The sequence below is a fragment of the Psychroserpens sp. genome, assembly GCF_036960315.1.
Classification (GTDB): domain Bacteria; phylum Bacteroidota; class Bacteroidia; order Flavobacteriales; family Flavobacteriaceae; genus Psychroserpens.
The window spans coordinates 266,498-281,427 of the sequence record NZ_JBALVR010000006.1; the positions used below are offsets into that span (position 1 = coordinate 266,498).

Genomic DNA, 14,930 nt, shown 5'->3' on the forward strand with positions numbered 1-14,930 from the left:
TTTGATGTAACAACTTTGGTGTATAGTCGTCTTATACATATTAATCAAACATGTAATTCTTAACAAATACTTAGCATAAACCCGTTCGGGATTTACTTAATTTTGTGGAGTTAACCATCCATACTATGATTCAAATTAAAGATTTACATAAATCTTATCAAATGGGAAGCAATTCGCTTCACGTTTTAAAAGGTATCAACTTTGATGTAAAAGAAGGAGAACTTGTATCCATAATGGGGTCTTCAGGATCTGGTAAGTCTACTTTACTAAATATTTTGGGGATGTTAGATGAAGCAGATCAAGGAAGCTACATGTTAGACGGTGTTCCGATTAAGAATCTTAATGAAAAGGTAGCAGCGCGTTATAGAAATAGATTTCTAGGCTTCATTTTTCAATCCTTTAATTTAATTAATTATAAATCGGCTTTAGATAATGTGGCCTTGCCCTTGTATTATCAGGGGATGGCCCGTAAAGAGCGCATTGAAAAGGCAGCCCATTATTTAGAAAAAGTAGGATTAGCTGAATGGTCTCATCATTTGCCAAATGAATTATCCGGTGGTCAAAAACAACGTGTAGCAATTGCTAGAGCGCTTGCCAGTGAGCCTAAAGTATTATTGGCTGATGAACCAACGGGAGCCTTAGATTCTGTAACCTCACATGAGGTAATGGATTTAATACAAGGGATAAATGACGAAGGTAAAACAATTCTTATTGTTACACATGAACCAGACATTGCACAGATGACAAAACGCATTGTAAATTTAAAGGATGGTATAATTATCGATGATAGTCCAGTAGAACAAATTAGAGCAAAAATTCATGTTTAATATAGAGCGTTGGCAAGAAATATTTGATACGTTGAGTAAAAATAAAATGAGAACCATTTTGACTGGGATTTCTGTGGCTTCTGGTATTTTTATCTTTATAGTTCTTCTTGGATTTAGTACAGGTGTTCAAAACGGAGTTAAAGAACAATTTGCTGGTAATGCAACCAATAAGATAAGTGTGAGAGCAGGCCGCACTACAAAACAATACAAAGGTCTTAACCCTAACAGGCGCATCCAATTAAAAAATGAGGATTTCGATAATATTTCCAATACCTACGCCGATTATTTAGAATACAAATCTGGTGGTTATTCTAATTGGGGAGCACAATTAGTTTATAAAAAAGAATTCGGAAATTTTTATGTTAGAGGTGTGGATCCAGACTACCAATTTATTGCAAATGCCAACATAACTGAAGGACGTTTTTTAAATCAAGGAGATATTAATGAAGCGCGAAAAGTCATTGTCGTTAGCAATAAAACAAAAACAGAATTATTTAAGGGTAAAAGCCCAATAGGCGAGATAGTTTCAATTTCTGATATCAATTTTAAAGTGATTGGTGTGTTTTCGGATCCAGGTGGAGAACGCGAAGAAAGTCAGGTCTTTATTCCGTTAACGTCAGCTCAAATTGCATTTAAAGGGGGTAATAACCTAAGAGATATGTCTTTTACAGTAGCGATGTCTGATAATTTTGATGAGGCTGTGGCGCTTTCACAAAATTTAGTCTTAAGTATTGAGAATGACATCAGAACAAAACACATTATTGCACCAAATGATAGGGCTGCTATTCGTGTTGAAAATACCCTAGAAAAAGCACAAAAAATATACTCACTCAGCGATATTATAAAGGCTGTTTTTTGGTTTGTAGGTATTGGCACTATCATAGCCGGCATTGTAAGTGTGGGTAATATTATGATTATTATCGTAAAAGAACGCACCAAGGAGATTGGTATAAGAAAGGCATTAGGAGCAGAACCGCTTTCTATTATTGGTATGATTTTACAAGAATCTATTTTTGTAACCATGTTCTCTGGCTTATTCGGGCTAATAATAGGCCTTGGGTTATTAGAGATTTTAGGGCCAACAATTGAAAATGATTTTATTAAGTACCCACAAGTAGATTTCAATACAGCACTTATCACCGTGTTTATATTGGTGGCTGCAGGCACTTTAGCAGGATTTATTCCTGCATATCGCGCTGCAAAAATAAAACCTATTGTAGCACTAAGAGACGAATAATATGTTTAGTAAAGACCGTTGGAACGAGATATTAGAAAGTTTAACTGCTAATAAGTTTAGAACCTTATTAACAGCTTTCGGTGTGTTTTGGGGTATTACCATATTGGTTTTACTACTCGCTTTAACCAATGGTCTAAAGAATGGCGCAACGGTTGAGTTTAATAATTTTGCCACGAATTCTATTCTTACATGGTCGCAAGGCACTTCAATAGCATATAAAGGTTTGCCTAGGCGCAGACGTTTTAGCTTGAAGTTAGATGATATTGAAGCCCTGAAAACCCAATTTCCTGAAATAAAATATGCCTCACCAAGAAATAAGATTGGTGGCTATCGTGGTGGAGGGAATAATGTAATAAGAGGAACTAAAATTGGTGCCTTTGGAATTTTTGGCGATTATCCAAATTATATCAATCAAGAACCGATGGATATTCTTGAAGGTCGCTTTGTGAGCTATTCTGATATAGAGGCTAAGCGAAAGGTCTGCGTTATTGGTGTCGATGTGATTGCAGGTTTATACGATAAGGATGAAACGGTCATTGGCTCCTATATTGAAATAAATGGTGTTAATTTTATGGTTGTTGGTACCTTTAAAAAGCCTAATAGTCAGGGAGATGCTGAGGAGGAGGCTAATGCTATAATTATTCCGTTTACGACTTTTAACCAAGCGTTTAATCAAGGAGACCGTATTTATTATATGGTTATAACTGCCTACGATGCCTATGACATAACCGAGCTTAAAGAAGCCATCTTTAGTTTTCTTAGAGTGAGACATAACGTCCACCCCAATGATAAACGTGCTTTAGGACATCGTGATCAGTCTTTAGAATTTAAAAAGATGTCAGGCCTTTTTAGCATCCTATCCGTGGTCGGTTATTTTGTAGGAGCACTTATTTTATTATCTGGAATTATTGGGATCAGTAATATTATGCTCATTTCTGTAAAAGAACGTACCAAAGAGATTGGTGTAAGGCGTGCTCTTGGAGCATCACCATGGACTATTAAAACACAGATTCTGCAAGAAAGTTTAATTCTAACGATTATTTCAGGAATGACTGGAGTCGCATTTTCGGGAGCTGTCATTTGGGTAATGAACTATGCCATATCGAAAAATGGACCTGTCCAGAATTTCATAAACCCCAGTGTTGGCATGCAAGTTATTTTTATTGCCTTAACAATATTGACTGTTTCAGGACTATTGGCAGGTTTAATTCCAGCTAATAACGCTACAAAAATGAAACCAGTAGATGCACTTAGAATAGAATAATGCAAACAGACCTAAATAAACAAATAATTAAATACTAAGAGAACCAGCAATGAAACGCACAACAACAGTCATTACACTAATAGTTATCGTAACCGCCTTTGCCGCGGCCTTAATTTATTTGTGGGGAAAAAATCAAGAAAATCCTGTTACCTATACTACAGAAAAGGCATCTCAGCAAACCATTGTCATAAAAACTATGGCTACAGGTAGCATTGTTCCAAAAGAAGAAGTTTTAATTAAATCAAACATTTCTGGTGTTATCGAAGAGGTGTTTATTGAAGCAGGTGAATATGTAAAGCAAGGCGATTTGATTGCGCAAATTAGAGTCATTCCAAATGTATCTAATTTAACGAGTGCTAAAAACAATATTGCGTCTAATAGAAATGCATTACAAACGGCCGAAATTAATTATAAAACTCAGAAAACAGTTTATGATCGTCAAAAAGATTTATTTGATAAAGGTGTGGTAGCAGCTAATGAGTTTGACCAAGTCAATAATACTTTTTTACAGGCAAAACAGCGTGTAGAGCAAGCAAGAATAGATGTTACACAATCGCGTCAAAATTATGATATTATAAAAACGGGGACAACTTCAGGTGTAGGTAATGTTGCACAAACCCAAGTTAGAGCTACAGTTTCTGGAATGGTATTGGATATTCCTGTGAAAGCAGGTAACCAAGTTATTGAAGCCAATAACTTTAATGAAGGGACTTCAATTGCCTCTTTAGCTGATGTGAAACAAATGATTTTTGAAGGTAAAGTTGATGAGAGTGAAGTAGGGAAAATCAAAGAAGGCTTACCACTTGAAATCACTGTTGGAGCTATTGAGGATCAAAAATTTGATGCTATTCTAGATTATATTGCTCCAAAAGGTGTTGCAGAGAATGGCGCCATTCAATTTGAAATTAAAGGCTCTTTAAAGAGTGTTGATTCTACATTTATTAGAGCAGGATTAAGCGCAAATGCGTCCATTATCTTGGATAAAGCTGAAAACGTTTTAGCCATTAAAGAAGCATTAGTGCAATATGATGATGAAACCAAAAAGCCGTTTGTTGAAATTGAAGTTGGTGATCAACAATTTGAGAGAAGAGACCTAGAATTAGGAATAAGTGATGGTATTTTTGTTGAAGTTAAAAACGGCATAACCAAAGACACTAAGATTAAGGTTTGGAACCAGTTACAAAGCGTCCAAAAATTCAATCAATAATAATTTTAACATTTAACTGTAACACTTTAATATTTAAAGAGACCTATAGATAATTATGAAAAAAATAGTTAGCATATTTATCGTTTTAATAACGATGAGTTTTCAAGCTCAAAGCAAGAAATGGACACTTATTGAATGTGTCGAATACGCATTAGAGAATAATATATCAGTTAAGCAAAGTGAACTGGATATAGAAGTTGCAGATATTGATAGACTTACCGCTATGGGTAACTTTATGCCTAGTCTAAATGCTGGTACTGGAGTTTCTGAAAACACCGGACTTAGTTTTAACCCAGTTACAAATAATGCACAAACCACTACTTTTTTATCGGCTAGTGGAAACATTAATGTTGGATATACCTTATTTGATGGATTAAGAAACGTTAGAACGCTACAACGTGCTAAAATTTCAATACTGGCAAGTCAATATCGTTTGGATAAAATGAAAGACGATATTTCTCTTTTTGTAGCCAATGGTTATCTTCAAGTGATTTTGAATAAAGCCAACTTAAAAGTTTTGAAATCTCAAAATGAAGTCACTCTAGAACAGATTGAAAGAACCGAACAATTGGTGGAAGCGGGTTCAATACCAAGAGGTGATTTGCTAGAAATACATGCGACTGACGCAAGTGAAAAGCAATCGATTATCAATGCCGAAAATAATATCACTATTTCTCTTATAAGTTTAGCACAGTTATTACTAATTAAGGATTATGAGAATTTTGATATTGAAGATGAAGGATACGATATTGTTGATTCTAGTATTGCAGATAAAGATATATCTGAAATTTTAGCAAAATCAAAAGAAACACGATCAGAAATAAAAATAGCTGAGCAAAATGTATCCATAGCCGAAAAAGATTTTCAAATCGCTAAAGGAGCAAACCTTCCAACGCTTTCAGCTTTTTTTGGATATAATACACGATATACAAATACAACATCTTTTACACAAATAATTGATCCTAATAACCCAACAGTTACTCAACAAATTGGTGTTGTTGAGGGAACTGGTCAATCGGTTGTTTCTCAATTTCCAAATACAATAGTTCAAGAAGTTGGAGCAGATTCATTTATAGATCAGTTGTCTCAAAACGATGGTATTGGATATGGACTCAATTTAAACATTCCTATTTTTAATGGATTTGCAACTAAGGGAAATATTAAACGTAGTAAAGTCAATTTAATGCGTAGTAAATTCCAGTTGGAGCAAGCTGAATTGGATTTAGAATCCACGGTATATCAAGCTTATGTTGATGCAAAAGGTTCGTTTAAGTCTTACGAAGCTGCACTATCATCTTTAGAATCTCAACAATTGGCTTATGAATATGCTAAAGAGCGTTATGATGTTGGATTAACAAATGCATTCGATTTTAGTCAATCTAAATTGAGACATGACAATGCTAAAATTCAAGTCAATCAAGCAAAATACGATTACATATTTAAGTTGAAGGTTCTAGAGCTATACTTCGGAATTCCTGCAACAGAATTAAAGTTTTAAACCATGACTAAAAGAACAAAAATTATTATAGCTGTTATCATCTTGTTGCTAATAGCATTAATTGCAGGATCTAAAATGGGTCTGTTTGGTAAAAAAGGTAATTTCAAGGAAGTTGATGCCAAAAAAGTAGCTTTGGTAGACATCGTTGAAACTGTTTCTGCAACTGGAAAAATACAGCCAGAAGTAGAGGTGAAAATTTCAAGTGAAGTCTCTGGAGAAATTATAGAGTTGCCATTTAAAGAGGGTCAACAAGTAAAAAAAGGAGATCTTTTGGTTAAGGTTAATCCAGATTTAATACAATCTGCCGTGAGTAGATCAGAAGCATCTTATCAAAACGTAAGATCAGGATTAGACCAAGCTGAAGCATCGCTAAGAGAAGCTAAATCAAATTATGATAGAAATAAAGCATTATTTGAAAGAGGTGTTATTTCAAAAGCAGATTGGGATAGATCAGTCGCTGCTTACGAGACTGCTCAAGCGGCACGAAGCTCAGCATACTATAGTGTGCGAAGTGCAGCTGCAACTGTTAATGAGGCTAAAGATAATTTGAGTAGAACAACCATTTATGCGCCAATGAGTGGAACAATCTCGTTGCTTAATATAGAATTAGGGGAGCGTGTAGTTGGAACACAACAAATGGCTGGTACCGAAATTTTAAGAGTAGCGAACCTTAATAATATGGAAGTTGAGGTTGACGTCAATGAAAATGATATTGTAAAAGTACAAATTGGTGATTCTACAATTGTTGAAGTAGATGCTTACTTAAAAAAGGAATTTAAAGGTATTGTAACAGAAATAGCAAACTCTGCAGCTGGTGCTTTAACAGCAGATCAAGTAACTAACTTTAAAGTTAAGGTTAGAATCTTAGAAGAATCGTATCAAGATATTATGGAAGGTAAACCAGAAAGTTTTTCACCTTTTAGACCAGGTATGACTGCTACTGTTGATGTGATTACCGATAGAAGAATAAAATCTGTGGCTGTACCAATTAGCGCTATCGTAATTAAAACGGATACCTCTTCAGTTAAGAAAGATTACAAGAACCGAGATACTGAAGAAATTAAACCAGAGAATGAAGAAAAATTTGAATGTGTTTTTGTTAATGACAATGGTGTAGCAAAATTAAGAGTAGTAAAAACAGGAATTCAAGATGATACAAATATTGAAATTATTTCTGGACTAAATGATGGTGATGAAATCATTACAGGACCTTACAACATTGTTTCTAAAACATTGAAGTCTGGTGATAAAATTGAAAAGAAAGTAAAAAAGAAGACTAAAGAGGAGTCAGTCGATGAAGATTAAATTTACTTTAATACTTGCGCTTACATTTTTGGTTTGTGGTTTAGGATTTGCGCAGAAAAAGCAAATGTGGGCAAAGTCATATCTTAACCAAAAAGCACCTAGTATAGATTCAATAAAATGGATTACCGATCAACCCGATACCAAAGGGAAATTTGTGCTTTTAGATTTTTGGGCAACTTGGTGTAAACCATGTAAAAATGTTATTCCTCATATGAATGCCTTTAGCACAGAGTTTAAAAATGATATAATTGTAATAGGTATTAGTGAAGAAACCGAAGAGAAAGTAAAAAGTATGAAAACTCCAGTAATGGAATATTTTAGTGCCTTGGATGCTAATTCTTCTTTAAATACAGCCTATAGTATTCAAGGGATACCTCATGTCGTACTTATTGATCCTAAAGGCGTTGTCCGTTGGGAAGGTTTTCCTGCTTTAACAGATCACGAATTAACTTCGGAAGTGATTAAAGATATTATTGATAAGTATGATCAATAGACAACTATGGCTATAATATTAAATATAGAAACATCTACAACAAATTGCTCAGTCTCTCTTTCTAAACAAGGAGAGACTTTGGTCTTAAAAGAAGATAATAGTGCCAACTATTCTCACGCCGAATCTTTGCATGTCTTTATTGATGAAGTTTTGAAAACTGCAAGTATAGATAAAACCCAAATAGATGCCATTGCAGTAAGTAAAGGCCCGGGCTCTTATACTGGTTTACGTATTGGTGTTTCTGCAGCTAAAGGCTTAAGTTACGCTCTAAATATTCCTTTAATTTCTGTGTCTACACTTGAAGCACTAGCTCATCAATTAAAGATTGAAGATGGTGTGATTGTATCTATGCTTGACGCAAGACGTTTGGAAGTCTACTCGGCTATTTACGATAGTAGTTATAACTTACATAGGGAAATTGAAGCTCAAATCTTAAATGAACAATCTTTTGAAGTTTATTTAAGCAAAGGAAAAGTATACTTTATTGGGAATGGTGTTGAAAAGACAAAACAACTTATCAAACATGCTAATGCTATTTTTATCGATAATAAACTACCATCAGCTAATGAAATGAGTATTTTGGCATATGATAAGTATAAAAAAAGCGACACCGAAGATGTCGCCTATTTTGAGCCTTTTTATTTAAAAGATTTTATTGCTTTAAAACCGAAGTCTTAAGCTTACTTCCGAATTTCGACTGCATGTGGATAAGGAATTTCTATACCAGCAGCGTCTAGTGCTTCTTTTGTTTGTTCGGTCACACTAAAGTAAACATCCCAATAGTCTTCTGCATTGCACCAAGGTCTTACTACAAAATTAATAGAGCTATCAGCCAATTCAGAAACCGCAATAGTTGGAGCTGGGTCTTTCAATACTTTTGGGTTTGAAGCCAAAACTTGACTAAACACTTCTTTTGCTTGCTTGATATCAGAATCGTACCCAACACCAAATACCAAATCTACTCTTCGAGTTCCCTCAGTCGTATAATTAATGATGTTTCCATTAGAAAGGGCAGCATTTGGAATAATGATTTCCCTGTTGGAAAGTCCGGTAAGTTTGGTTGTGAAAATTTCAATTTCTTTGACAACACCAATTTCACCTTGAGCTTCAATAAGGTCTCCGATTTTTATTGGTTTAAAAATCATTAATAAAACACCTCCAGCAAAATTAGCTAATGATCCTTGTAATGCTAAACCAACAGCCAAGCCAGCTGCCGCTAATAATGCTGCGAAGGATGTGGTTTCTATACCAACTGTTCCTAATACAACTACAATTAATACAATCTTTAATATCCAACCTAAAAGGTTCAATAAGAATTTTTTAAGACTTGGGTCATGATCTCTCTTATCCATAGCCTTTCTCATTCCTTTAACGAGCGATTTAATAACCCATGAGCCAATAATCCAGATAGCAACTGCTGCTATGACTTTCGGTCCAAAATCAATCATAAGGTCATAACCTTTGTCAATCCATTTTTGTAACTCCATTGTGTAGTTTTTATTTAAGGTATAATATTAATGAAAAAACCCGAACGATTAATTAAAAAATCGTTCGGGTTTTTTATTCTTAAAATAGTTACTTATAGCGTGCTGATGTAATTAAGTAACTTAACTAAATCTGCCTGTTTGGACGTTTTTATTTTGTTAGCTTTTATAAAGCTTAAGATGTCTTTTGAATGCTTTGGAAATGCTTTAGCCAAATCTTTTTTATTACTTGACAACACAATAGCAACGCCATTATCGTTCAATGAAAAATATAAATCGCCTTTACGTTTATATTGGGCTGGTTTAGTTTTACCATAGCTGTTTTTTGCCTGTTGTTTTTCAGTGAAAATAATTCTTTCTTTAACCAATAGAGGTTTTGCTTCATCAGAAACAACAACGAAGTAGCCTTTCATACTATTATTAGTAACAGGATCTATGTAGTTATATGCACTATATGATTTGTTGTCTTTGGTGAAAGTCACTGTAACATCAGTCAAATTTATGTTAAGTGCATTAAGATCACCATTGCTTTTTTGTACTTCAATAACATCATTAAAGGCATTATATCTTAAGCTGTATATTTTACTTTCTTTATCGATAGAAATTTTCCCAGGCATAAACTCATTAACAATATAAGGGGTCCCTTTTATTGTGTTGTCATTCAAATCGAATGAATAAATCATTCCGGGAGAAGTTAAATTTTGCCTTGCAGCATCTTGAGCAAAAGTGTTAAATGACAATAGTGTTACCATTGCCGCCAAAAAAATTGATTTCATCATAATTAATGTTTTTTGATTCGTATAGACCAATAAACATGCCAAATTTTATAATAATTTGGTTGTCTATCTTATTTCAAAAGTTAATTTTAAATGCACTCTAAACTCTGTGACATCGTTGTCTTAACAATAGCACTTTGATCCTATACATATACAGATCGAATATTCTTTACTGTTTACGACGCTTCTTTTAATGCTTTTCTGGTCGCATCTTCCAGCTTTTATCTGATTTAGATAATACTTCAATTACTTTTAATTCTGTCTTTTTTCCTGTTTAAATTATTAAAAACAAGAACTATAAAGGTATAAATAATTATCGATATTATCCATTTATAGCTTCAACAGTCTCAACCTTGCCCTTAAGCATTTCCTTGAGCATGTTTTCAATACCGCTTTTCAGGGTAAATGTAGATGAAGGGCAACCGCTACATGCGCCTTGTAGGATTACTTTTACTTTTTTCTCTTTTGGATCATAAGATTGGAATTCTATATTTCCACCATCACTAGCAACAGCTGGTTTTATATATTCTTCAAGAATATTGATGATTTCTTTAGAAATATCATCTCTTTCTTCATATTTACTATCCAAGTATGCTTCCGTTTTTTCGATTTGTTTTGGAGCATTTGCACTAATGATGTCCTTACCGTTTTCGATATAGACTCTTATGAATTCCCTGAGCTCCGTTGTAATATCATTCCATTCAGCAACATCAAATTTTGTTACAGATACAAAGTTGTCGTCGATAAAAACACTTTTCACAAATGGGAAATGAAATAGTTCAGCAGCCATAGGAGCATATTTTGTATCATCAATAGAAGTAAACTCATGTGTACGAGTAACTAGCTTTTTATTGGCAACAAATTTTAAAACCGACGGATTTGGTGTGCTTTCAGCATAAACTGTAACCGGGGTTTTCTTTTTTTCTTCGGAGGAAGTAACCACAATCCCATCAGAATTTAAATAATCTTCAATTTGTTTTGCAACTTCTTCTTGAACATCTTTCCATTCTACAATGTCAAAGCGCTCAATGGCAACAAAATTACTGGAGATATATACCTTTTTCACAAATGGCAAATAAAATAGTTGTTGAGCAAGAGGAGATGACTTAGCCTCATCGATGTTATTAAATTCAAAACTCTCATGTTTGGTAATAAAACTATTAGTTTCAAATTTCAGTATGGCTGGATTACTAGTTTCTTTTATTGAGATAGAATAATTCATGATGATTTTTCTTTTTGCAAAAATAAGTAACAAAAAATTCAAAACGTATGTTTTAAGAATATGATAACTATTTAAAATGAAGAAATCGTTGAAATAAAAAACTATTTATTGTGTTATTTTTAATTATGATGTTAGGGTTTTTAACTGTTAAACTGTTATTTTAAAAATGAATTAGAAGTTCTAATTACTTAATTTTTACTAAATTTCGCCCTTGTTATAAAAACCTCTAACGATAACTAGATTACTATTAACGTTTTGTAAATAAAAGTTGATTCATAGTTATGGTCTTTATCAATGCACTAATTGTTAAAGAGAGTAAGTTTAATAATAAGTTTAAAACTATTTTAAACACTATGAAGAAGCTCTACATTCTTTTCGTATTAATATCTTTTAATGCCTTTTCACAAGACTTAAACATGCAAGATGGTACGTTTGATAGATGTGCACCAGATAAGTTCTACGATTCTGGAGGTCCAGGAGGTCCTTACTCAAGTGATGAAAATTTAGTAGCCACAATATGTCCTCAAAATGCGGGTGAATTTATCATTTTAGATTTTATTACCTTTAATACACAACTCAATGTAGATGTTTTAACTATTTATGATGGTGATGATACTTCAGCACCAGTAATAGGGACTTATAATGGTGCTAATAATCCGGGAACTGTAATTGTATCAGCTACAAATACAAGTGGTTGTATTACTATTCAGTTTGAGACTGATGGTACTGGGACAACCACAGGTTGGGAAGCAGATATTATTTGTGCCGTACCATGTCAAACAATTACACCATCAATTACTACTATACCAGTAGCTAATACAGCTGGTGTTATACAAGTTAATGTTGGACAACAAATCGATTTTACAGGCAGTGCTATCTTTTCAACCGATGGAACAGGAGCAACTTATGATTGGAGTTTTGGAGATTTTAATATAGATTCTGGAGCTAATGTTTCTCATGCATATGCTGCGTCTGGAGCTTATAATGTGATTTTAACGGTTACTGATGCTAATCCAGTTGGTTGTGATGAGGTTGCTATAATTCCTATTTTTGTAGTAGGTGAAAATATTGTTGTTGATCAAACTACTTTTACAGTTGAAGAACTAGTGCTAGATGTTCTAATTGATAGCCCTTGCGCTCAAGTTAGTAATATTACCTTTTCAACAGGAACTAATTTTGGAGACGATAATGGTATAGGCTATTTCATTAATGATGGATCAATTTTTCCTTTTACGGATGGTTTATTATTAACTTCTGGTGATGCGAGTAGCGCTAGAGGCCCTAACAACAATGCTTTAAGTGATGGTGGATTTGGTTGGCCAGGTGATGCAGAATTAGATGCTGCAGTTGGTATAAACTCTAATAACGCATCTATAATACAGTTCGATTTCGTGCCACTAGCTGATAGTATTAGTTTTGATTTTTTAATGGCTTCGGAAGAATATAATGGTAGCACAGGAGGAACTTTTGAATGTACTTTTTCTGATGCTTTTGCATTTTTATTAACAGACTCATCTGGAACCACAACGAATTTGGCTGTTTTGCCAGGAACTACTACGCCGATTTTAGTGACTAATATTCATCCTTTAAACCCAGGTTGTGTTGCTATAAATGAAGAATATTTTGGAGGATATACAGGAAATAATTCTGCTCCAATGAGTTTTGATGGTAGAACTATCGTATTTACGGCGCAATCGCCTGTTACTCCAGGTGAAACATACACCATAAAATTAGTTATTGCAGATGCATCAGATACAGCCTTAGATTCGGGGGTTTTCATCGAAGCAGGAAGTTTTAATTTAGGAGGTGATCTTGGTGATGATATTACAATTGCCGCAGGAACTGCTGAATGCGGTGGAGCGTCTATTGCTTTAGATACACAAGCACCAACTGCTAACCATGTTTGGTATAAGGATGGAATTGAAATAATAGGAGAAACCAGTTCCATTTTAAATGTTACTGAAGAAGGAACCTACTCTGTAGATGTTGTATTCTCAGGATCATGTCAAGCTTCAGATTCAGTATTTGTAGAGTTTAAGTCTAACGCAGAAGCAAATACACCTCCAGATTTATCGATTTGTAGCTTTTCTGGAATAGGAGATTTTACATTGACAGATAATGATGACGATGTTTTAGGTGCACAAGATCCAGCAGATTATATAATTACATATCACTTAACGGAACAAGATGCAATAGATAATGTTAACCCATTGCCTAGCCCATACACAAATGTATCAAACCCTCAAACAATACATGTTCGTATTGCTGAAAACACCCAAGAATGTTTTGATTTAACTTCTTTTGATTTATTGTTTACAGATCTTAATATCAACAATGCGGTTACTCCTATCAATGAGTGTGACGATAACAATGATGGTATTGCAATGTTTACCTTAACAGATAGGAATGCTGAAGTTATAGGTACACTTGACTCTTCTACAGTTACAGTATCTTATCATTTCTCACAGAATGATGCCGATAACAATGCAAATCCATTACCTATTCCTTATACAAATACACTACTAAATAATCAAACTGTTTATGTTAGGGTTGAGGCAAATACAGATTCTGGATGTTATAATACAACCACTTTAGATTTAATAGTGAGTCCTATTCCGGTACCAATAAGTCCAACAACTTTAGAAGTTTGTGATGGTGATAATGATGGTTTTGCAATGTTTGATTTAACATTGAGAGATGCCGAAATTTTAGGAGCTCAGACTAATATGACTGTGACCTATCACGAAACTCAAGCAGATGCCTATAATGGAGTGAATACTCAAGCTAGTCCTTACAGTAATATTTCACCAAACAGTCAAACACTTTTTGTGAGATTGGAAGGTGATAATTCAGGATGTTATGACACAGTCGAATTGGTTTTATTGGTAAATCCAATTCCTTCAGTGGGAACCATCTCTAATTATGAATTATGTGATTCCAATATTCCAGGAGATGAAATCGAAATTTTTGATTTATCAACAAGAGATGCTGAAGCTAGTATTGGTCAGACTGGAGTAACTGTATCATATCATGAAACTCAAGCAGATGCTGAAGACGGTGTTAATCCTTTACTTAATCTTTACAATAACACGAGTAACCCTCAAACGATATTTGTAAGTATTACTAATACAACATCTAACTGTACAAATGTTGGTAGCTTTAATTTAATTGTAAATCCAATTCCTGCATTAGTTGCTCCAACCGCTTTAGAAGTTTGTGACGATGGTACACCAGATGGCATAACAAGTATAGATTTAACATTAAAGAATGTAGAGGTTACAGGTAACAATTCGGATTATTCGGTGAGTTATCATTTAACTCAAGGGGATGCAGATAGCAATGCTAACCCATTACCAATTCCATACACAAATACGGTCAATGGCCAGATTATTATTGTGCGCGTTCAAGACATTAACACAGGTTGTTATGATACGACGACTTTAGAGCTTATCGTTGAGCAGGCGCCAATAGCGAACACGCCGACACCATTAACGTATTGCGATCCAGACAGTGATGGTTTTGGGGTCTTCGATTTGATGAGTAAGGACATCGAGATTACCGGTGGAGATCCAAGTTTATCGGTGAGTTACCATGAGACGATGGCCGATGCCGATAAT

The 14,930-nt window shown here is 34.2% G+C and carries 12 protein-coding genes; 9 read left to right on the plus strand and 3 right to left on the minus strand.

Going from position 1 to position 14,930, the window contains the following annotated elements; translation table 11 throughout:
* Window positions 1-125 precede the first annotated feature (125 nt).
* From V7719_RS12215 to tsaB, 8 genes are read left to right on the plus strand one after another with little or no spacing between them, the layout of a single operon-like run.
* Window positions 126-827 carry an ABC transporter ATP-binding protein gene (locus tag V7719_RS12215; RefSeq protein ID WP_335730210.1) on the plus strand — a complete coding sequence of 234 codons (702 nt, stop codon included), beginning with the start codon at window positions 126-128 and terminating at the stop codon, window positions 825-827.
* Window positions 820-2,064, plus strand: a complete 1,245-nt coding sequence (locus V7719_RS12220) for an ABC transporter permease (protein ID WP_335730191.1) — start codon at window positions 820-822, stop codon at window positions 2,062-2,064. The genes V7719_RS12215 and V7719_RS12220 overlap by 8 nt, the downstream gene beginning before the upstream one ends.
* Before the next feature lies 1 nt (window position 2,065).
* The gene (locus V7719_RS12225) at window positions 2,066-3,328 is read left to right on the plus strand and encodes an ABC transporter permease (RefSeq protein WP_335730192.1); all 1,263 of its coding nucleotides are present in this window, start codon (window positions 2,066-2,068) and stop codon (window positions 3,326-3,328) included.
* A 49-nt stretch (window positions 3,329-3,377) separates the two neighbouring features.
* A complete protein-coding gene (locus V7719_RS12230) occupies window positions 3,378-4,535 on the plus strand; it encodes an efflux RND transporter periplasmic adaptor subunit (protein WP_335730193.1) in 1,158 nt (385 codons plus the stop codon).
* A gap of 55 nt (window positions 4,536-4,590) precedes the next feature.
* Window positions 4,591-6,033 (plus strand): TolC family protein, encoded by a 1,443-nt coding sequence (locus V7719_RS12235; protein WP_335730194.1) that lies wholly within the window; start codon window positions 4,591-4,593, stop codon window positions 6,031-6,033.
* A gap of 3 nt (window positions 6,034-6,036) precedes the next feature.
* Window positions 6,037-7,338, plus strand: coding sequence for an efflux RND transporter periplasmic adaptor subunit (locus V7719_RS12240; RefSeq protein ID WP_335730195.1), 1,302 nt, complete (start codon window positions 6,037-6,039; stop codon window positions 7,336-7,338).
* Complete coding sequence (locus tag V7719_RS12245) at window positions 7,328-7,831, plus strand: TlpA family protein disulfide reductase (RefSeq protein ID WP_335730196.1); 504 nt, start codon at window positions 7,328-7,330, stop codon at window positions 7,829-7,831. The genes V7719_RS12240 and V7719_RS12245 overlap by 11 nt, the downstream gene beginning before the upstream one ends.
* Window positions 7,832-7,837: 6 nt before the next feature.
* Complete coding sequence (gene tsaB / locus V7719_RS12250; RefSeq protein ID WP_335730197.1) at window positions 7,838-8,509, plus strand: tRNA (adenosine(37)-N6)-threonylcarbamoyltransferase complex dimerization subunit type 1 TsaB; 672 nt, start codon at window positions 7,838-7,840, stop codon at window positions 8,507-8,509.
* Window positions 8,510-8,511: 2 nt separating this feature from the next.
* On the opposite strand, the gene V7719_RS12255 is transcribed toward tsaB, so the two are convergent.
* The 3 genes from V7719_RS12255 to V7719_RS12265 form a co-directional block, all read right to left on the minus strand.
* Complete coding sequence (locus V7719_RS12255) at window positions 8,512-9,318, minus strand: mechanosensitive ion channel family protein (protein WP_335730198.1); 807 nt, start codon at window positions 9,316-9,318, stop codon at window positions 8,512-8,514.
* Window positions 9,319-9,410: 92 nt separating this feature from the next.
* The gene (locus V7719_RS12260) at window positions 9,411-10,094 is read right to left on the minus strand and encodes a hypothetical protein (RefSeq protein ID WP_335730199.1); all 684 of its coding nucleotides are present in this window, start codon (window positions 10,092-10,094) and stop codon (window positions 9,411-9,413) included.
* A gap of 319 nt (window positions 10,095-10,413) precedes the next feature.
* Window positions 10,414-11,313, minus strand: coding sequence for a NifU family protein (locus V7719_RS12265; protein ID WP_335730200.1), 900 nt, complete (start codon window positions 11,311-11,313; stop codon window positions 10,414-10,416).
* A 353-nt stretch (window positions 11,314-11,666) separates the two neighbouring features.
* Here V7719_RS12265 and V7719_RS12270 point away from each other — a divergent pair.
* Window positions 11,667-14,930: choice-of-anchor L domain-containing protein (locus V7719_RS12270; protein ID WP_335730201.1), on the plus strand; the 3,264-nt coding region annotated here is incomplete at its 3' end.